Here is a 19,514-nt window from a genome sequence, read left to right on the forward strand (position 1 = left end):
CTCTTTCTCTGGACGTATCCGCCAGAGACATCGCCGTCATCCACGTACGGGTTCTCACAAAGTGACCTAATTCTGATGGTTGCAGAATCAACGAACTGTACTCCTCCCACATCATCCAGATCTCAAAACCATCAGTACAGGAGTTCTAACGCCATCTGCCTGAATATCAAAATTTCAATACTGCCGCCGTCTTGCGTTCAACAGAGCACTTCTTCTGCAACTTCTTCTACGGCTGATTGTCCCAAAACCGCACTATAAATCCCATCGATACACTCATTCCAGGGGCCCATCTGGGCGGATTGTCTTGGTTCTTTTTTATAGGATCCGTTCCAACGGACATCGATAGTGTGAATCCACTCATCGGTGAGTGCATCGAACCATTCTTTCGATTGACCGACATCATCCATCGCCAATAGGCCGATAGCGACAGTCTTCCCTTTGGTTGGACAAGTGATTATAGCTTGTTTAATACCGTCTTTTCCGTCGAGCAATTTTCCTCGCTCTTCATTGACGAAAGTTTGAACATCTGCCATTATCTCAGCTTATCCCGCGGAATACGTTTCCTATTTTCACCACTTCGACACGGTCAAGCGTCGGTTCCTGCGCGTCGACCTGCCGAAGACTCGTCGATACCAGTTCTCCAGTTTGCTTTCCATCCTGATATGATATTAACTCTTTTTCAGTATTCTCGACATTGGCACGTTCGAATTCGATGTCTCCATTAGCTCGCTGATTAATATCGATCGCATCTGGTCCATCTTCACCGGCCAAGCGACGGCGCAACTCGAGTGTGGACCGATTGTGTCGACGTCCGACCGCGTCCAGATTGTCGCAATCGCGTCCAGTCGGTCTCCGACTTCTTTGTCACTGTGTGATGCGAACCACTCTTCACGTAGCTCACATGCTGACACGACTGTCTCACAGAATTCAGCGTCGACGCCGAGTACAATGTGAACTCCTCGAATCTGTTGCATCTTGAGAACCATCTGGTGATCTCATGCTTCAGGAACGGTCTTGTCTCACTATCTATCGACATGATTGCTGTGTTTCTTCTCATGGGTTGCTGCGGTGGACTCCCTTCGAGTCCCCGCACCCCTTTCGGGGGGTACAAACCGTCTCGCGTGACGAGATCACTCGACAGTCAGCGGCTGAACGTTCCATCCGGCGCAGGGACAAGTCCAGTACGGATCTCGAGGTCGACACGCCGAAGATGCTTGCAGCCGTCGTCTGGCTGGCGCTGCTCGAAATCAAGGCAGGTACACGTCGCTGCCTCGATATCGACCTCGTAGGTAGCACCACTCTCACTCTCGACCTCGTAGACCGGGCCCACTGTCGCAAAGCGGACGTCCAACTTCTCGTTCAGTGCACGGCGAGTTCGTGGGTCATCGATCGAGTAGCCACCTGCCTCGAGGGCAGTCGCCGGCTGGGGGTTGTCGCAGGGGGTGGTGAACTCATCGCGATGGTTGCGTTCTTGGCTACACTTTCTGCAGTGCCAGTAGCGTGTGCGATACTCGTAGCCATCAGTGAGGTCCATTTCGTACGGAGTTGGCTCCGTGCCTGGTAGCCACTCGTCGATCGCGACGAGTTTGTGTCCGTTTAGTCGGGCAACATCACCAGGATAGCTACGATCACGGTCGCTCGTGTACTCGTTTGTCGATCGATCTCGATGCGAGTCTCTCTGGGGTAGCCGGTTTGTACTCATTCGTGGCCTCGAGGCACACGAGTGTGCGCCTCACCCTCTCAGGCGCAGAAAAACCGAATACGATCCGCTATTGGGTTCCGTCGGCAGCCTCGAGCAACTGTTTCACTTCGTGGCTGAGCCAGACCTTCATATCGTCACGGTTCTCGTGCTGTTTGAGATTGATGGCGTCCGTGATGCCCGCATGTCGGACAAAAACCGACAGCAATCTATAGTAGCTACTGAAAGTCAGTGCACACCTGATCGCACGACAGCTGTGCGACCAGTGTGTAAATCGTTTCAGTTGTTACTATAGTTATTAGTGGTGCTCGAAGGAGAAATCAGGCCGATCCTGTCCGAGACCACCCGAGTTCTCGGACAACTACTACTGCTCAGTACAGAGGAAGACGTTACTGGAGCAGGTATTACTCATATAACATCTATCAGAAGCAGTTTGCTGGATACAGAGAATCCATGAAAATCCCGCAGATAAGGGCCTAGGCCGTGAACGAGGTACTAGGGACTGGCTGAGACCGAAACTCATGCGGTGCGATAAGCACGTTATCAGAGAATGGTCCGAGCCCGTGATAAGACGCGGAATCTTGTGCCAGAGAGCACGTATAGGAGGATCTCTCGTTCACGCCACAGTCCCAACGGAGGCGTCCTATGTACCTCGGAATAGACACTCACACACGATACTCGCAAGTTCGGTACTTCCCGAACGTCGCTTCGTGAACTGTGCTGAGCCATGGACGAACGGAGTGAATGCCAGTGTGGTAACTGAGTGAACAGGAAGTAGAATCCACGTGTGAAGAGAAGTGAAGTAAGAAAGCTGAGATACGCTGTTCTAGGCGAATGCTGTTGCTCACCAAGAGCTTGTCCAAGGCCGCGGGCTGGCGTCAGCCCGCGGCCGGCGCGTATGCTTCTGGCACACCTGTTCCGTTCATCTCGATCTCCCAACTCCGCTCTAGCTCTTCCTCTAATGCATGTCTGATCCAGTCAGAGAAGGTCTTGAACGTGAATTCCTCGGGCAGGTCGCGCCCGCCCCGCTGGGGGCGGGCGACGACCGCCCATCGAAGCACAAGCCAGGGGTTCTCCAACAGGAATCCAACCAAGACGAACGCGAAGCGGATAATTGGGTCTTGTGTCGTCGTTACCACTCGTGCTTGGCGAAATACACGGTAGCTCGTTTCGATCGCTGACCGTTTCCGATAGAGTCGTTCGACTTGTTTCGGCGTGCGATCGGCCAGATCGCACGCCACATAGCCTCGAACGACCTCGCCGCTTTTCCCGCGATCTCCGGCGTGATATGACACAGCGACCGCGAGCGGGAATTCCAGTTCCCGCTCGCGGCCTTTGTACATCCGATAGGTTGTCATGTACGAGCAGTGCGTATCCAGCTTCTTCCTCATGCGCTTGCCCTTCTTTTGGACGGGAACGACAGTCGAAGCAATCTCCCGTGAGCGGCGCAGAATACGTTCATTGTAGAAGCCACGATCTGCCAAGAGAAGCTCTCTCTCGAAGGGATAGGCCTCGACGCGGTCGAGGACGCGCTCGACCGCGTCGGCCTCTTTCTCATCGCTACGGACGTACGTCATCGCCAACGTCACTGGCTTTCCGTTCGAGACGAGATACGCCGTGCAGTACCGGTGGCACGTCGTTGTTCCGTCTTTCGCGTGCATGCGGCAGAGTTCACCTTCTTTATCGGCGTACGTTCCGTGGTAGGGGTTATCGACGAAGTCAATGGAGACGATCCTCAACCGATCAGGGTCAAGGATCGTCATCGCTAACTCCCAGAGAAAGCGGTTAGCAACCCGCTCAAGCCACTCTCGGTTGAGCGTATGGAGCCAGTCCATGACAGTATCATCATAGGCAGCGTTGTCGTTGTCCTTGCACGTCTCCCAGACGGACGTCTGATTGACTGCTGCAAGAATGACAACAGCCCAGATATCGCCGGGATCGGGGGGCGAGCCCTCAATCCCTGGCAAGGGGAGCTGGCAGATGACGTCCTCCGCTAAATCTTTCACGTCCGAATCCGAAAGAACACCGTCTGGCTGAGGGATACTGAACACATTCACTCAACCAGACATCTTCCTCATGAGACCAACGCTTTAGCTCCAGCTCTTACACCAGTCGGGAAGTACCGAGATTCGGCTCTTCAACGAGCAACTGAAGAATATTACCGTCGGAAGCGTTCGATAGAGATTCAGTCGTCGGTCGAATGTTTTGCTTCAACCTCCTCTCTAATATCCCGTATCGTATCCGCCAATTCGTCCTTCGTTTGGCCTTCGTACGGGAATACGGAGCCCGACTTTCTGAATCGCTTGATGGTTTCATCTACCACTTTTGTATCTGCCAAGCCTCCCTCTTCGTCATCTTTTTCGTCATCATCCGGTTCGTCGTAGAGTACTTCTAACAACGCTCTCACTGCGGGTTTGTACCGTGCCATAGGTGTGTCGAAAACCAACAACGAGAACCGACGTTTGCTAAGAGCACGCCGAGTTGGCTCGTAATCGATACTCCCATCGGATTTCTCAACACACGTTAGTTCTGCGATCCACCAGGCGCGTTCGAAAGTACTAGCTTTACCGTCTAGCGCTCTAGCTTGTGTCCAGAATTTCTCCTTCATCGCAGAGACGCTGTTGAACGCCCATCGGTGGTGAACGAACCACGGGTAGTAGAGCATCGAAAATGCGCTCCAAAGGCCCGAATCAGCTGCGTCTGACCGACTGATGTCCACGTTACGGTGAACGGCGATTGCTGTCTCTGGATCTGAATCTCCTGTTTGAGGTGTAGTTTCCGACTTAATCTCTCTGAGTTGATTGTCCAAGGTACCCAAGTCAGCCGTCAGATCAGTTTCAACGACCTGGTCTTGAACCTCCGAGTCTGGAATGCTGTCGTAATCTCCTTTGAGGAACTCATCGTACTTGCTCAACAAGCTCTGTGCACCATTACGGAGGCGGACGAGTTCCTGCCCGTCCGTCAACTCGGCGTCTGGATTCCAACCCGTCATCGGTCTCCGATCCTCCTTGCGTGATTGTCGAGCTGTTGAGCGGGATCTAGTAGTCCCTGAATTGCCTGTTCGATCCGTTCTGTTGCTGTCATTGGACTTTCTTCTAATTCCTCTTTTAGAAACTTTGCAGCCTTTCTCGGAGACACGTCTCGGTCCGCGTAAAGATGATCAGTCAACATCTCAAATACAGCCGGTTGCCACTCTGGGGTCCACTCCGCCGCATCGGGGTCGTACTCGTGAGCGGCAACTTCCGTCATTCGTGCCCAGACAGACGACATCACTTGATCCCAGATGAGTTCGGCAGTGAGATCGTCGTACCTACCTTCGCCATTCCAGACTATATCTACGACTTGATCGTGGTCTTCATTGAAGTAGAGGACGGGGTTGTTCGGATCTCGTTTCAGATCGAGGTAGTACATACGATCGGCAGGTGGGAAGACCGTATCCTCGTCCTCGTTCTCCTCTTCGAACGAGGTGCGTTCCACTTGTAGCACGTCGTCGCTACCGGCCTCTTCGTCTTCGACGGTAATCCGACACCGGCGGCCATCGGACAAGAGAGCGCCGGGTTCTGTGGCGTAGTCGTGGGTTCTACCTAATCCGAGTGATCGTTCTTCTTCTTCGGTGAGTCGATCGGACCGCAAGAGGTAGGGATTGAGATCGACACGACGGGCGATGGTCTCCGAAGAGATGGTCAACGTGTCGCTGACCGTTCCGGCGCTGATTCCGTCGCCCAGCACCGTCCCTGCTCTAGTGTAGGTGTCTACGCAGTGCCCTGCTACGACGACTTTCGCAGGATGACTAGCGGACGCACCCTCTGCAGTACTTTCGTCTGCTTCTGGAAGCACTTCCTCAAGGAGATCGGCAGGAACCTCTACGGAAAGGCTAAACTCGATCGTAGACCACCCGCTGTATTCGGTGAGGTCTAAATTCGAATCGTCGTCTGCCTTGACTGTCTCGTCGCCATCGACGGAGAAGTCCTTGATACGGAGCTCGAGTTCCCCCAGATTACATCGATGCGGGAACGTATCGTACTTCAGCGATCGGTTGAGCCTGAGTGTGCGGCTCATAGTTACTCACCCACCTCGACAGACCCATCGACGAGTTTGAGCCGGGTCTTCGTCAACTCTCCTAATCGCGCTTCGACTCCGTCGAGTTGGGCTTCGATTTCAACCGTCGCGGATCTGACGTCACCGACGGCCTGTATGTGACTCTTCTCGCCGTCCTCACTCGTCTCAGCTACCTTGATCTGCCCACTCCCATCTGCCACCTCTGCGTCGACGTCTTCTACGATCACTGTATCTGCCTCCTTGTCGTCTTCAAACAGAGCGACTAGTTCGAACGTAGCTTTCCACTGCTCTATCGAACCATCGCTTATCGCCTTGCGGTCGGAGTTTGGACCGACAGAACCGGTGAATAGCCACTCGTTATCCGTGGGTGTGTCAGATATTTTCCACTCGAACAGTCGTGGGACACTGGGGGTTCTGGGTTCTTTAGGACCGTTGTCGGTCCGCAAGTCCGAACGGGTCCGGGGTAGAATATCTCGTTCGGGGCGGGTCATGGATCCGGACCGATCCGACTGACTGTACAGGAGCGTTGAGAGAGCATTTCGAAGCGTCTTCGTGGTGAGTGCCTCTGCTGACCCTACACAGCCACTCTCGTATTTGGCTTTGAGTTCGTCGTTCTTTTTCCCGTACCAACGGTCGTGCATGGGTGGTTCGGCCATCGCGAGGAAATCGTCGATAGCCTCGTCGGATGACGAATGAGGCTCTCCTGGGGGTGTGCGTGCTTTCCCTGCGGCTAACAGTGCGTGATACTTCCCAGAGTGCCCGATATGGTGGCCCGGCTTGTACTTCACCACCATTCCTGGGCCCCTGAACATGGCAATCTCCCCAATTCGTTCAGAAGGGGCCCCATCTGTATCACTCGGGTTGGCTTTTCGTGCTGCTACCGTGACGTGTCCATCAGTTGGAGTGGGATACTCTTCGTCCTCTTCGCACTCATCCTCCTTTTTACTCTCAATTTTGTACTCTTGATCGGTCTTCGCAACAGTCCCCGGCCCATTGAAAGAGTCGGGTGCATCCTGAATCCGATCGAAGCACTCGACGAACGGCGAAACGAGGTCGTTGTCTCGTATCGTCTCTTTGGTCAGTCTCGTACCTTCACCGCACATATCGATCTCCACTTGGAGGTTACCCCCGCGGATAGCCGGCCAAAAGTACTCTGCCGTCGCCTGCGTGAATTCGTCACACAATTCGGTCGGCGATGGTTGATCGTCCATCGCTGGATCGGACGGGTCACGGAAGCCTGGGATCATGATCGTTGTTCCGTTCGCGTCGGGACGTGCCATCCCCAGATCCTCCGCGAGCTCTTCGGCACAACCGTTCCAAATCGACTCGGGCCGCTTTAGTTCGTCACGTTGGAATCCCGATTCGGAGCCAAACCAGCCGTCGTTCGCGTAACACTCTCCCTCTGACAGCTCGTGAGTCGGGATGAAACACCGACCGACGAGTCGAGGCGAGGTCTGACCTGGCCGTTCCTCTGCCAGCGTCGAATTGAACAGCACCGTCTGGAACCCAGACGCGACCCAGAGCAACGTACTCCCGAGACCGTGTCGACCGCCGGTACTTCCGCCCTTGTTACTCGCACCGGGGTCACGGATCAATGCCGCATAATCCGAGTCCTGATCCTCTTCGTTCCCTTGAATCCCTTTAGCGTTCTTCTCCTCAATCGTGAGTGTCCGAAAGGTTCCGCCGTTATCCAAATACTCCACGTAGTCGGTGAGGCCGTGTCCATCCTGATCATCCCCACCTGCTTTGACGTGGTCGTATAGATCGTTCCACTGTATGGCCTCGTCGAAAGCCGTTCTATCGTCGAACTCACGTAGGCGAAACGTTACCTCTACCGGTTCACTCGGGTCGTCACGTGCATCTACCGAGTTTTGGAGGATCTCACGAACGAACGTCTCCAAATCACGACTGAACGTCTTCTTTTGAATCAGCCCTTGCTTCCGCGTGCGTCCACACGGAACGTCTTCGAACCACCACACGGGACTAGAATCCGTATCGCTACCTGTAGACACTACAGGATATGACCATTGATACAATATAGAATTTCGGGTTAGTTGGTAGTATGAATATCCATTCAGAAATGTGGCATCTTCATACGAGTCGGCGATTCTTATCGAGAAACCACCACCAACTGTGCAGCAATGTTGTAGTAACCTTCGTTTTCAGAAATCGTCTAACGTGCGTTGGTTATCCTCAACGAGTCCGAGCTCTCTGTACTCGGGCCAGTAGTCAGCCTTCCACTCGGCATGGGACCGACGATTCCACAGCTCTGCCGGCCTCTCGAAGAGTGACAATACACGATCGATTTGCTGTTCTGTCTCGTCGTAGTCGAAGTTGACTTCGTGTGTGAACCAGTCGACTGCCTCGCCATCCTCGCGGCGCTTTACGTGTACCACGGGATCCTCAACGGAGACGTCGGGGACGTGAGAGAGCATCCAGCTATAGATCCGCAACTGGAGGGCGGCTGGAGGGAGTTGGTGCGTTTCCCAAAACTCTCTGTCGTCCCAATTCGTCGTTTTCAGGTCTTCGACTCGGACAGAATCGCCCTTAAGGACGACCTCGTCGGGTGCCCCCTGTATCTGATAGTCGCCATGGTTGATCGCCGTGACCCGCTCGACACGCATTTTCTCGAGAATCTGTCGTCCCGTATCTTCGGCCTTCGGCGTCACCAGCAACCCGAACGAGCTGCCGTGTAATTCCTCACCTGCTTCTAACGCTGGCGACTCCTTCGCTTTCGACTCGACTCGCGGATCGTTGATCTCTTTCAGGTGTTCGATATAGGCGTCGACGGGGTCCCATTCGAACTCGGCGAGCGTCGATACTTTGATCGGTTCGACGTCGGCCACCTCGCTGCCCATACCGATTCTGTTCGAGCTAAGACGAGAAAAAGGCTGTTCGGTGAGACATTATGCCTATGACACAGGTCCGTTTTCTCCGCGGGATCGATTCTGACAGTGGTGTGTCGTTGGTAGGAGGATGCCTTGTTTTGCCGCCGAATGACGACAGCCTCAGACGCTCTCACGGTTATCTTCCGTCAGATTAACTGGGAAATGGACGCCGTCTGGCGATATGGCATCGCTCAGACGGCTAGCGCGAATGTGTCGAGACCTTGCCAAACAGCACGTTGACAATCCGGACGTACCCGCCGCGCCGGACGGCGCGGACGGGTACGCCAAGTGGACACAGATCGCGTTAATTCTGTTCCGCGTCGAACTGGAGAAGAGCCTCCGTGAAACTGAAGACTACCTCAACGAGATGCCAGGTGTTCTTGCTGTATTCGATCTCGACGAGGCACCGCACTACAGTTCGTTCTGCCGGTGGGAAGACGAGTATCGGATGCGTGAACTCCGCCGCCTGCTCCGCCGAAGCGCGGAGCAGGCGGGCTGGAGTGGTGAAGCTGCGATTGATGCAAGTGGCTTCCAGCGCGATCAAACCAGCTACCACTACCGCGACCGAGCGAACTACTCATTCCAGTCGATGAAGACAACGATCTTGATCGACGTGAACTCACTGGCGATCAAGGACGTTCATTTTACGACGCAGAAGGCCTGGGACGGCCACATCGGGATGCAGGTCTTCCGCCGGAATGCGGAAGACCTGCGTGTGTTGTCTGCTGACGCGAACTACTCGTGGAGCGACCTCCGTGAGGAGTGTCGCTCCGAGTCAACGCGACCGTTGATCAAGCACAGGGAGCAGACACCGTTGCAGAAGGCCCACAACGCCCGAATGAACGATGACTACAACCAGCGCTGGATGAGTGAGACAGGCTTCTCGCAGTTGAAGGAAGACGACGGCGAGAAGCTGCGCTCCCGGAGCTGGCACGGCCAGTTCCGGGAGCTGACTCGCAAGTGCATCGTGCATAACCTGACGCAGGCGGCGAGTTAGGCTCGCCGCCTGCTCCCCTTCTCCGGACGTATCCGGGAGAAGCATCGCCGTCGTCACCGGAACAACGGAGCAAGGTACCATAGTTTTGACTCATCAGCAATCGCTGTGAGTGACAGCTACTGCATCTTCTGAGGTCGAAAAGTCGTCTCTAACGCCGTGAAATTGTAGATCAGCAACCCCACCCGACGCTGTCTTGCGTTCAACAAGGCATAGGAGGAAGGAGATGAACCACCCATCGACCCAGCCAACAGGTTGCAACGGTCGTCGAAGAACCCGAGACGACGGAATATAATCGCCGTGTGATTAGACGTGTTCAGAACGACCGTCGCGTGCCGAGATACTGTGGATTGAACTCGTCTCCGATATCGCGGTAATAGATAGCCAAGTTCGCCTCGAGGTCGGTCACGAGGTAGTGATCAATCACCTCCCGGAGCGTTTCAGCCCGTTCTTCGTCACCGCTGGTGACGGCCTCGAGATACGCAGGACCGAGTTCTTCGCCGAAACGTTCGTTGGTCACTGAATGGCCGTTCCACTTTGTCACAGGTTCGTCGAAAACATAGGCAGCCAGACACTCCTCGAGTGAAGGCCACTTCTCGCCAGTTCGATCACAGACGGCTTTCCGGTCGGCGAGCAGATTGATGTGCGGGTCGAGTGCAGCCTGGGAGACGGCGTTCTCGGCACCCAGTCGGTACAGTCGGTCGGTGAGGAACTCGAGATCGAAATCGCGTCCGTTGTAAGAAACCAGGGCATCGGCCCCACAATCGCTGACGTAATCGAGTGCGCGGGTGATCACATCTGCTTCGTCGTCGCCAGTTCGATGGAACGGTTCGTACGACAGGTCGCCACCGTCTCTATCGTGGACGGCGACACCGACCGAGACTGTCTCGCCTTCGGCTGCTTTCCAGTGGGTGGTCTCGATGTCTAGCGTGGTAATCTGGTCGTATCCGAAGCCGTCGCGATCGTATTGCATCCACTACTTATTGGATAAAGAACATATTTAAACTACTGCCACTGGAGTGGAATTAAAAGACACAGTCTCGACTACCAGAATAGCCCCAACGGCCAACTGATCGGTCTCGAGGCGTTCAGTCGAATCGGGGTCAGGTCACCAATCCTCGATCGAGCCCTCCCCTCGTTACGGTAGAGCTTCGGACTTCACGAGCGACTGGGGGAGGTTGTCTCGAATCGTCGCTTCGACAGTCTGTACGAACTGATCGTAGCTCGCCTCCTCTCCCGGTTCGATTTCGATCGACCATAGCTCTCCTCTACCTGCGTCCGTTCCGCTCCCCGTCGCGTACGTGTAAGTATCCGTCATCTCCCCAGCTACGTCTGGGTAAACTAACACCCCTGGGGTGCCGTATTTGGCTTGGTAGGCAGCAATCTGGTAGAAGTTGTCCCGACTCGGCTCCGTGCCCGTCTTCCACTTCGTGTCACCAACCAAGACGACGTCCTCCTCTCGATTTTGTATCCAGAAGTCCGGATACATGGAGAGGTGTCCGATTCCCGATTCTGACTGAGAGAGATGGCCGATCGAATCGTTCCGAACGTCGTAGTACTCCGTATCGACGACTGCCTTCACCGCCCGATACACGACTCTCTCGAACGTGCTCTCCATGTCGATCAGCAATGACTGGATGCGTCGATTGCGTCCACCGAGATCAGCCACGAACGCCTGCTCGAAGATCAATTTCGCGAGCCGAAGAGCGTTATCGTAGTACTCGTTCAGGCGGGTCAGTGAGACACTCTCGATATCGCGGAGTGACATCCGCTCGTACGAGACGTACTGTTGTAGTCGTCCGTAGTACCGATTCACGTCACTCCGGACCGAACTGCTGGTGACGAGTGGACGCAGTCTGTGGAGCCCGTCTAGCAGAATTTTGTTAAGACGCGTTTCGGTGGAGAGTTCGTCGTACCTACACTCGAATCTCTTCGGGGTTACGCCTTGCCGTTGGAGTTGTTGCTGGAGATCAAGCTGCCCTCGGAGGTGCGTCTCCGACGATTCTTCTACGAGATATTCCCAGTTCAGGCCTCGTTTCAGAATCATATCGACCTGTTGTAATCGTTCTCCGTCGTACTGTAATTCACCGGGACAACGACACAACCGTATTCTACTTGCCTTTCACATTCTGTACTCATTCGTGGTCTTGAGGCACACGAGTGTGCGCCTCGGCCCACTTTGGCGCAGAAAAACTGAGTCCTTGTTCGAACAACACCGTCAGTAGATTGAGCGGAAGAAGATCTCGGTTGTTGTCTGGTTCTTACTCGTGTGCTTCGGTTATCAGTCGCTGAATCAACTCTCGAGCCTCCCGTTCTGAGAGACCTTCAAGCTGGACATTGGTCAACGCATGGTTGAATCGGCGTGTCACCTCCTCAATAACCTGGGACCGTTCATCGGCAAGCTCATCACACATTGCGATAACCGCGGGACGATATCGCGCGAACCATCGGTCAAACACTTTATTGACCATCGTCTGATTTGCGAACACCGCGTCCGTAATCTCGTATTCGTCATCGCGAGCAGTTAACTCCGCGATCCACCACAAGCGGTGAAGAGCGTTCGAATAGAGGTCAGATCCGGCACCGAGGAACTTCTCCCGCATCGCCTCTTCTGATCGATATTCCCACCGATGACGAACGAGATCGGGGTAGCGGACGATAGCCAGCCAATGCCACAAGCCCGGGTCGCCCGCTGTTCGGCGCGTGATGTGGAGATTGCGATGAATTTCTTCGGCGAGCGCCCCGTCAATCGCCGTATCGTACTCGGAGTACTCTTCAAGTACTGAATCGACGACCTCGTCAACGCGGCCGAGATTCGCTTTCGGCTCGCCTGGCATCGGCTCGATATACTCCGCTACGTCGTCAGCATTGAGCGTTGTCTCCCCTTTGAGGAAGGACTGACCAACCAAGCGCCGCCCCTCTTCGGTCAACCGATGAAGTGTTTCTGACTCACTCATTCTAAATCTGGAGGCCTTCCTCCATGAGGTTAATCAACTGGTCGCGCGGATTGATGAACTCCTGAAGTTCACCGTCAAGCCGCTGCATCATGTACGGTAATGTCTCCGAACTCTCGAGATCTTCTCGCAGTCTGTGTGTCGCTTCTTCTAAATCATCGATATCGTACATGTTACGTGCGAATGTCTTCAATACCGTCTGTTGCCACTCGTACTCAACGTCTCCATCGCTATCGATGGCAGCTCCGGCTCGAATTAGGAGTTGCATCCAGACACCGTAACTGACCTGGTCAAGGATGACGTCTCGCATTCGCGCTTCTGCTCCGACCGATCCGCGGCTCTGCAGGACTTCTGTGATTCGGGGGTGATCGGCGTTGATCCAGAGCTTCGGACGCTTCTCGTTCCTGAAGTCAAGGTAATAGAGTTTGTCGCCATCCGGTAAGTGTGTCGTCTGCGAGAAATTTACGCGTTCCCCGTCGATCGCTGGTGGTTCTTCGTCTTCCGGCCGGTCGACAACAATGCTGTAGATCGTACCGCTTGCGACACGGAAGTTCTTCCGTGCCGCGTACTTGCCGTCGCCATCTCGTCTGGTGGTGCGAACGAGATACGGGCGGAGCTCTACCGTCCCGCGGACCTTCTCTTTCCGAATTGGTATCTCAACGTCGTACGTTCCTGGCGTGGTTGGCGCGTCGGAGACGACAACGCGATCACGGTAGATAGTTTCGTGACACCGGATTGTGACGTAGAGTTTCGCCGGTGGGCAATCTCGTTCCTCATCAGGAAACACCGCATCAACAGTCTCTTCTGAGATGTAGAGTTGGCCCTCGAGTGCCACCGTCTGCCAGTCAGCTACCGCATCGTCTGCCGGCGGCGGAAGTTCGCCAGCAAGATCGATCTCGGTCTGCCCTGGTTTCAGGTCTAGCGGAGCTGGATCTTGGTCGTCGATCGAGTACGTCTCCAACGAGAACTGTACGCCTTTCTCACGATAGCTGAATGGAAGCGAGGTACTGCGGTAGCGTTGTGAACGGGTCATGGTCATTTCTCCGCGGGCGTCTCGAGCTCCGCCCGGATCTCGAGTTGTGTTTCGCCGACATCACCACTTAGCAAGTCTCCATCGCCAGTTGAATGCGATCGCCCCTCGAACGTGGCATTGGTGACGTGCTCGTTGGCGTTTATGCGCACTATCCCGTCTTCGAAGGCTGTCGTCACACCGTCGACATCGACGTCCAACTCCTCAACCGGCACGACGTCGTACCTGGAACCATCTTCCCCGATTCCCGTAAGTGAGAGCTCGGCCGACCAGCCGTCGAACTCCTCGGCAAGAACCGAGATCCGTCCGGAGAACGACCACCGATCGCCGGTGAATCGCGATGAGCTATCGATCTCGAACACTGGTTCCGCTGAGGACGCCGTCGATCGTGGCACGCCGTCACCATGAATCGGGAAGCGGTTCAAGACGTTATCGGAGAGCGTGTCCGTGCTCGTACTCTTCGCGATCAGATGGCGGAGGCCGTCTCGGACCGTCCCGAACATGTCGTCAAGGGCGGTTCGGAATCCTCGTTGGTACTGCTTGCGGAGGTTCTCCGTCGACTCCCACTCGTCGTGCTCGGGTGGCTCGGCAAACCGGAGGAATCGATCGATTTCCAGATCCCCTTCCGTGAGATTGTGTTCGAGGCGTGCTTCCCCGGTTGCGAGCACGCCATGGAAGTTCCGGTCGGAGTACGCGACTCGACTTTGGTCGTAGTACTTCACGACCATTCCGGCCCCACGGAAGAGCGCGATGGTGTTGAGGTACGTGTCGTCGTCGGCTGGTGATGCCAGTCGGGTCGCCAGGCGCACCGATCCGTCCGGTGTTTCCGTCCCGTCAGCACGTGGGGGCAACCGTACCGGGATATCGAGTCCAGCGACATCTCCGGGGTCGTCAAGCGATTCGGAGTCCGTGAACCGTTGGGCGTAACACTCGACAAACGGTCGAATCGCCGGGACACTGTTCACATCGGCTTTGAGGGTCTCCTCGGCGGTTTCGACAGTAACTTTCAGGTCACCACGGTAGATGGCCGGCCAGAAGTACTTCACCGAGGCCTCGACGAATTCTTGGGCGAGCTCGTCAATGTCGGGGCGGTCGTCCCGTGTCGGATCTCGGAATTCAACGACCATGGCGCTTGTTCCGCTGGTCGCAGGGCGATCAACGTGCAGTCGGTCGGCAAGTCGGGCTGCTTCATCACCCCAGAGCGATTCCGGCCGTGGTCCATCCTCCGTCTCGGTCGGGTGACAGAGCCATCCGGCTCCCTGATAAGTTGTATTATCACCCCGGACTTCGTGAGTAGGGAGCTTTGACCGGGCGATGAGTCGTGGCGACTCGTCTGCCTGCGTGCCGTGGTCGAGATACGAATTAAATATGACTGTTGATGTTCCTGAGAACGTCCAGAGAACGGATTTCCCGAGTCCGTATGAACCGCCTGCGGTATCCTCCTGTTTGCTACTATAAAGTTCGTCGCGAACGAGCGCGGCGTAGTTCGAATCCTCCTCCCATGCCCCGGAGAGACCAGTCGTGTTCCGATCTTCGACGACCAGCAACCGAAGTTCTGCTTCCGGGTTGTGCATGCGCTCGAGCACGCGATCGTATCCACGTCCCTGGTCTGAGTGTGCGATCGACTCTAGCCGGTGGTTGAGATCGTCGCCCCAGCCAAGCGCGTCCAGAAATTCGTCTTTCTCGTCGCCGGTGAGTGTAATGAACCGGAACGTCACCTCGACTGGATCGCCATTTGAGAGACCCTGGTCGTTCGCGTTCTGTAGCACCTCCCGAACGAATGCTTCTGCGTCATGGTCAACTGCGTGTTTTGTCGGGTCGTCTCCGTACCGTGGTGCTCCTGGTCCACCGCTGAAGAAGTACCACTCAGCTGCGTCAAATAGTTGATCTCGCCTCTGATCCATATCAAAAACCGGTATATTTGTACAACATTAAGTGCACCTAATCAGTATTACTATTACGAGCTTTGTACGCTCACAATCACCATGATGGGAGGGTTATATTGATTTTCTCATTCCCATCTCTATTCAGATAGTTGTCCGCTTCCGGGGCCGCTGTGGCTGACTGGTTGTCGTCTCGTCTGCGAATACTTATATGACGTTGCGAATGAGGAAGGCATATGAAAATCACGGCGGTCGATCTTTTCTGCGGCGCTGGGGGCCTTAGTTACGGCCTTCAGGAAGCTGGCATCTCGGTTGTTAAAGGTGTTGATCGCGACCCAGACTGCAAGCATGCGTACAAACAGAATATTGAGGGGGATTACGTCCACACTGATGTCTTGCCGCTCTCACAGGATCCCGAGCGTGTCGCCCGTATGTTTCCCTGGGACTCCGACTTAGACGTGCTCGCTGCCTGTGCCCCTTGTCAGCCGTACTCTACGATGAGTCATTCCAAAGGCAAGAGCCACGAAGATCATCAAAAATGGGGACTTCTTAACGATGTCAAGAAGATCGTTGACTATGTCGAACCTGATGTCGTTGTCACTGAGAACGTCCTCCAGGTCCGCAAAGATGACGTCTATACAGAGTTTATTGACCATTTAGATAACCTCGGCTACCACGTGAATAGCGACGAGAACAAGAAAGTCTACTGCCCCGAATACGATATCCCTCAGAACCGGAAACGCTGGGTTGTCATGGCGTCCAAACGCGGTCCGATTGCCCTTCCTGATCCCCCCATCCAGGATCCAGATAACTACCCTACTGTCAAGGAGACCATTGACTATCTTCCGCCACTTGCTGCTGGTGACGTTGATCCCGATCTTGACATACACAGATCTCGACAACTCTCGGACAAAAACCTTGAGCGAATCCGCCATATGGAACCCGGCGGCGACTGGCACCTCTGGGAAGAGAAAGACCTTGACCACCTCCTCGCCGACTGTCACAAGAAGGCGAGCGGCCGCTCATACACTGCACCCTACAGCCGAATGCGGCCCGATGAGCCCGCACCCACGATAACAACCCAATTTTACAACTACGGCAGCGGTCGCTTCGGCCACTACGACACCGATCAAGATCGTGCTCTTTCTCTCCTCGAGGGTGCCCTCCTCCAGACGTTCCCGGAAGACTACGACTTTTATGACAACTGGGATGATGTCGGCGTCAGCAATCTCGGCCGCCTCATCGGCAACGCCGTTCCCCCACGCCTCGGCGAATACATCGGCAAAGGCATTCTTGACCATGTCAACGCCACTGCCACCGCAACTGAAACTACCGTTGCTGACGACTGACTAATCTTTTGAAGTGATCTCATTCCCTACCACTACAGTATTTTACTCACCTTTCTCTCAGCCGCCTGGCCACCCACTTTCGGATAGGGACATTTATTCAGCGCCATACCAAACTGGCCCTACAGTGAATATCTATATCGACCAACTTCCGGTTCACGCTACCGAATCTCCTTCTGTCGGTAGCTCGGTCGCCGAACCGTCTGCGGGTGGTCATCTGTGAGTTTTCCCTTCACCGAGGATCGCGACGAACCCTTGATCCTCCACTGCTTTGCCGACTACGGCACAGAGTGCGAGGTTCTCAACGACTTCGGTACCGTTGTCCGCGTCGGCATTGATCCTCGAGACACGAACGATAGCGCGCCGATTAAAGCGGATGCCCACATTGAGGAGAAAGACTGGGGCCTTCCGTTCAAAGAGGATGTCACCTTTGATCTGGGCGTTTTCCACCCCGTCTGCTCAGCGTGGGCAGCAACAACGAGTATCTCTGGCGATCCCGAGGACCACGATAACATGATCCCGAGCGCACGCCAGATCGCCGAAAAATATTGCGAGCACCACATTATTGAGAACGTCCCACGCGCCCCGCTCGAAGATCCGGTCGTGCTGAACGGCCGGATGTTTGGCCTCCCGATCGAGTACGAACGCGGCTTCGAAACGTCGTTCGACGTACCTCACCCGCCTCGTGAACGCCTCCTCCTCACGAGTGATGGCCCGTCCGAGAATGCGGAGACATCTTCGTTTTTCTTCTCCGAACGATCAAAGGAGTGGTGGGCCGCTGCGAAAAACTACGCCTCTGGTCCTTATCCCAAGGCCCACCTTGCAAAAAACGTTATCCCCGCCCCATACATTTACTATCTCCTTCGTGCGTGGATTATGACCTACGAGGACGAAAGCGGCATCTCTGAAGACCGTGTTGATTATTCGAACTACGACAAGGAGATGACAAACAAACGCCGCGCCGAGGCGAACCGCCAACTCGGCGAGTTCGAATAGCACGCCATCATTCTCGTATCTCTTATGTCGTACTTTGTCGAGTCGACACAATCAAATAATCAGATGTCTCGAGTTACCGTATACGCTGATGGGTGGGGACTCGAATCGACTCTATCAAGATAGAGATAGGATTCGATCGCACGCGGGTGATCCCTTTGCCGGTACACCACTCCCTCGTGCTATCGTGCAAGATGTCGCCGCACAGTACGACGTCCCTGCTTCCCACGCCGCGCACATCCTCCGCGATTTCGAGACAACACCAGAGCTCGCTCCGCTCGAAACCCTCGTCACTGGCTTTGACCCAACTCCCGTTGGCGTTGACGAGGGTGGTCACCTCTACCTCCGCGCCGATGCCGACCCGTACTGGGATGTGGTCGCCGAGGAACTCGGGCTTACCGCGGTCGGCCGTGATGTGATCGCCACTGCCCACGACCGACACGTCAGCAATGCCACGCCTGAATCGCTCACCGATTGTGGTCCCGGCTTTGTCGTTTCCTGTCCCGAGTTTCCCGCTGCCGCGATTGACGACATCCACACCCTTCTCGAGCGAATGTCGGTGTCGAGCCGGCGAGCGACCGTGTGGGCACTCGACCATCAAGCCCGTAGTCTGGCGGCGATCGCAAACATTCTCTCGATTTCCGAGCCCCTCGTGCGGACCGATTTAGCGGCCGTCAACCGAGCAACTCGGCGCGTTGTCGATGCCACGAGAGCACTCGATATCCCACACTGCCATCTAACCCATCGCGTTGTGGATCCACTCTCCCCGGACTGGCTGGGGGCTAATTGGTCGCCGTGGCTCTCATTACACGACCGCGACCAGCTCCTTGACGACCTTCCACACGACCCCGGTGTGTATCGTGTTCGCCACACGGCTATCCCTGGACTCTTGTACATCGGGGAAACGGGAGCAGACGGTGGTATTCGAAGTCGAGTCGGGCTCGGCCTCGCAGATGGACTTACCGCGCAGAACTGTCCCGATGGCGGGAATCACGACGCGACGACCGGCCTCTGGCAGATCGCAACCGCACTCGATGGCAATTTGGAAGTGTCTGTTGCGACCCCACCGATCGCTGCCAACCGACGCCATCGCCGAGCGCTCGAGGCGACACTTATTGCAGTATGCCGACGCGAGATCGGGTGGACACCGAGCGTTCAGCTCAACCGGACCCCGCTCGCAGACACACCCTCTCCTGGTGTCGACCCCTGTGCCGTTCTGGAATCCAGCTCGGAAGAGAACTCGTATCCGGTGCCAAGTTGGGCTGGGTGGCGAGCAGCGACGAACCCGGGCTGGATGGGACTCAAGTGGACGGAACCTCGTCCGCTCGCCGACCGTGCAATAATCGAGATGCCCGATGCCTGCGCGTTCCGTGTTTGGACACGTCAAGACAATACCCTACGGTGGGAGCGACGCCTCACCTACATCGGAACGACCGAAACACCGACGAGCCGGTTGTTTTCACTAGAAAGCACCTACGGCTCAGAGATGCTTTTTTCTATTGCGCCACTTCCCGATTTGAGTACGGAGTCGGCCAAGCGGTCGCGGGAACGTTCCGAGATTCGGTATGACCTTCTCGGTGCTCACTATCTCACGACTGGCCATCCACCGACCGATCAGTTTTGATGCCGGTCTGACACTGCGCCGCTGGCTCGTTACGCCGTCTGCTA

General features: G+C 55.4%; 16 protein-coding genes. 4 read left to right on the forward strand and 12 right to left on the reverse strand.

Features of this window, described 5'->3' with window-relative positions; all coding sequences use genetic code 11:
- Nucleotides 1-197 precede the first annotated feature (197 nt).
- The 7 genes from E2L06_RS20155 to E2L06_RS20190 form a co-directional block, all read right to left on the reverse strand.
- Nucleotides 198-533, reverse strand: a complete 336-nt coding sequence (locus tag E2L06_RS20155) for a hypothetical protein (protein WP_138783321.1) — start codon at nucleotides 531-533, stop codon at nucleotides 198-200.
- Between the two features lie 608 nt (nucleotides 534-1,141).
- A complete protein-coding gene (locus E2L06_RS20160; protein ID WP_138783322.1) occupies nucleotides 1,142-1,702 on the reverse strand; it encodes a hypothetical protein in 561 nt (186 codons plus the stop codon).
- 875 nt (nucleotides 1,703-2,577) lie between these two features.
- The gene (locus tag E2L06_RS20170) at nucleotides 2,578-3,750 is read right to left on the reverse strand and encodes an ISH3 family transposase (RefSeq protein WP_138783323.1); all 1,173 of its coding nucleotides are present in this window, start codon (nucleotides 3,748-3,750) and stop codon (nucleotides 2,578-2,580) included.
- A gap of 134 nt (nucleotides 3,751-3,884) precedes the next feature.
- The gene (locus E2L06_RS20175) at nucleotides 3,885-4,691 is read right to left on the reverse strand and encodes a DUF6339 family protein (RefSeq protein ID WP_138783324.1); all 807 of its coding nucleotides are present in this window, start codon (nucleotides 4,689-4,691) and stop codon (nucleotides 3,885-3,887) included.
- Nucleotides 4,688-5,758 (reverse strand): hypothetical protein, encoded by a 1,071-nt coding sequence (locus tag E2L06_RS20180; RefSeq protein ID WP_138783325.1) that lies wholly within the window; start codon nucleotides 5,756-5,758, stop codon nucleotides 4,688-4,690. Before E2L06_RS20180 ends, E2L06_RS20175 begins: the two co-directional genes overlap by 4 nt.
- A 2-nt stretch (nucleotides 5,759-5,760) precedes the next feature.
- Nucleotides 5,761-7,038, reverse strand: a complete 1,278-nt coding sequence (locus tag E2L06_RS20185; RefSeq protein ID WP_138783326.1) for a hypothetical protein — start codon at nucleotides 7,036-7,038, stop codon at nucleotides 5,761-5,763.
- Nucleotides 7,039-7,920: 882 nt separating this feature from the next.
- Nucleotides 7,921-8,616, reverse strand: a complete 696-nt coding sequence (locus E2L06_RS20190; RefSeq protein ID WP_138783327.1) for a PD-(D/E)XK nuclease family protein — start codon at nucleotides 8,614-8,616, stop codon at nucleotides 7,921-7,923.
- 211 nt (nucleotides 8,617-8,827) lie between these two features.
- Between E2L06_RS20190 and E2L06_RS20195 the strand changes: the two genes are divergently transcribed.
- Nucleotides 8,828-9,643, forward strand: a complete 816-nt coding sequence (locus tag E2L06_RS20195) for an IS5 family transposase (protein WP_138783316.1) — start codon at nucleotides 8,828-8,830, stop codon at nucleotides 9,641-9,643.
- A gap of 313 nt (nucleotides 9,644-9,956) precedes the next feature.
- Here E2L06_RS20195 and E2L06_RS20200 read toward each other — a convergent pair whose 3' ends face one another.
- The 5 genes from E2L06_RS20200 to E2L06_RS20220 all read right to left on the reverse strand — a co-directional run bounded on the left by E2L06_RS20200 (nucleotide 9,957) and on the right by E2L06_RS20220 (nucleotide 15,528).
- Nucleotides 9,957-10,613 (reverse strand): ribonuclease H-like domain-containing protein, encoded by a 657-nt coding sequence (locus E2L06_RS20200; protein WP_138783328.1) that lies wholly within the window; start codon nucleotides 10,611-10,613, stop codon nucleotides 9,957-9,959.
- A gap of 165 nt (nucleotides 10,614-10,778) precedes the next feature.
- A complete protein-coding gene (locus tag E2L06_RS20205) occupies nucleotides 10,779-11,744 on the reverse strand; it encodes a hypothetical protein (RefSeq protein ID WP_283241377.1) in 966 nt (321 codons plus the stop codon).
- A 157-nt stretch (nucleotides 11,745-11,901) separates the two neighbouring features.
- Nucleotides 11,902-12,597, reverse strand: coding sequence for a DUF6339 family protein (locus E2L06_RS20210; protein ID WP_138783330.1), 696 nt, complete (start codon nucleotides 12,595-12,597; stop codon nucleotides 11,902-11,904).
- 1 nt (nucleotide 12,598) lies between these two features.
- Complete coding sequence (locus tag E2L06_RS20215; protein ID WP_138783331.1) at nucleotides 12,599-13,627, reverse strand: hypothetical protein; 1,029 nt, start codon at nucleotides 13,625-13,627, stop codon at nucleotides 12,599-12,601.
- 2 nt (nucleotides 13,628-13,629) lie between these two features.
- Nucleotides 13,630-15,528 carry a hypothetical protein gene (locus tag E2L06_RS20220; RefSeq protein ID WP_138783332.1) on the reverse strand — a complete coding sequence of 633 codons (1,899 nt, stop codon included), beginning with the start codon at nucleotides 15,526-15,528 and terminating at the stop codon, nucleotides 13,630-13,632.
- Nucleotides 15,529-15,743: 215 nt separating this feature from the next.
- Between E2L06_RS20220 and E2L06_RS20225 the strand changes: the two genes are divergently transcribed.
- From E2L06_RS20225 to E2L06_RS20235, 3 genes are all read left to right on the forward strand, one after another.
- Complete coding sequence (locus tag E2L06_RS20225; protein WP_138783333.1) at nucleotides 15,744-16,856, forward strand: DNA cytosine methyltransferase; 1,113 nt, start codon at nucleotides 15,744-15,746, stop codon at nucleotides 16,854-16,856.
- Nucleotides 16,857-17,072: 216 nt separating this feature from the next.
- Nucleotides 17,073-17,849: a hypothetical protein gene (locus tag E2L06_RS20230; protein ID WP_138783334.1), complete on the forward strand. Its 777-nt coding sequence runs from the start codon at nucleotides 17,073-17,075 to the stop codon at nucleotides 17,847-17,849.
- Nucleotides 17,850-18,033: 184 nt separating this feature from the next.
- Nucleotides 18,034-19,470, forward strand: a complete 1,437-nt coding sequence (locus tag E2L06_RS20235) for a hypothetical protein (RefSeq protein ID WP_138783335.1) — start codon at nucleotides 18,034-18,036, stop codon at nucleotides 19,468-19,470.
- Nucleotides 19,471-19,514 lie beyond the last annotated feature (44 nt).

Source organism: Haloterrigena sp. H1, from assembly GCF_005938085.1.
GTDB lineage: Archaea > Halobacteriota > Halobacteria > Halobacteriales > Natrialbaceae > Natrinema.

Bases quoted from the DNA above. Each gene is read 5' to 3' on its own strand.
- E2L06_RS20155 (WP_138783321.1), bottom strand. From the start codon at position 533: ATGGCAGATGTTCAAACTTTCGTCAATGAAGAGCGAGGAAAATTGCTC.
- E2L06_RS20160 (WP_138783322.1), bottom strand. From the start codon at position 1,702: ATGAGTACAAACCGGCTACCCCAGAGAGACTCGCATCGAGATCGATCG.
- E2L06_RS20175 (WP_138783324.1), bottom strand. From the start codon at position 4,691: ATGACGGGTTGGAATCCAGACGCCGAGTTGACGGACGGGCAGGAACTC.
- E2L06_RS20180 (WP_138783325.1), bottom strand. From the start codon at position 5,758: ATGAGCCGCACACTCAGGCTCAACCGATCGCTGAAGTACGATACGTTC.
- E2L06_RS20185 (WP_138783326.1), bottom strand. From the start codon at position 7,038: ATGGCACGTCCCGACGCGAACGGAACAACGATCATGATCCCAGGCTTC.
- E2L06_RS20190 (WP_138783327.1), bottom strand. From the start codon at position 8,616: ATGGGCAGCGAGGTGGCCGACGTCGAACCGATCAAAGTATCGACGCTC.
- E2L06_RS20195 (WP_138783316.1), top strand. From the start codon at position 8,828: ATGGCATCGCTCAGACGGCTAGCGCGAATGTGTCGAGACCTTGCCAAA.
- E2L06_RS20200 (WP_138783328.1), bottom strand. From the start codon at position 10,613: ATGCAATACGATCGCGACGGCTTCGGATACGACCAGATTACCACGCTA.
- E2L06_RS20210 (WP_138783330.1), bottom strand. From the start codon at position 12,597: ATGAGTGAGTCAGAAACACTTCATCGGTTGACCGAAGAGGGGCGGCGC.
- E2L06_RS20215 (WP_138783331.1), bottom strand. From the start codon at position 13,627: ATGACCCGTTCACAACGCTACCGCAGTACCTCGCTTCCATTCAGCTAT.
- E2L06_RS20220 (WP_138783332.1), bottom strand. From the start codon at position 15,528: ATGGATCAGAGGCGAGATCAACTATTTGACGCAGCTGAGTGGTACTTC.
- E2L06_RS20225 (WP_138783333.1), top strand. From the start codon at position 15,744: ATGAAAATCACGGCGGTCGATCTTTTCTGCGGCGCTGGGGGCCTTAGT.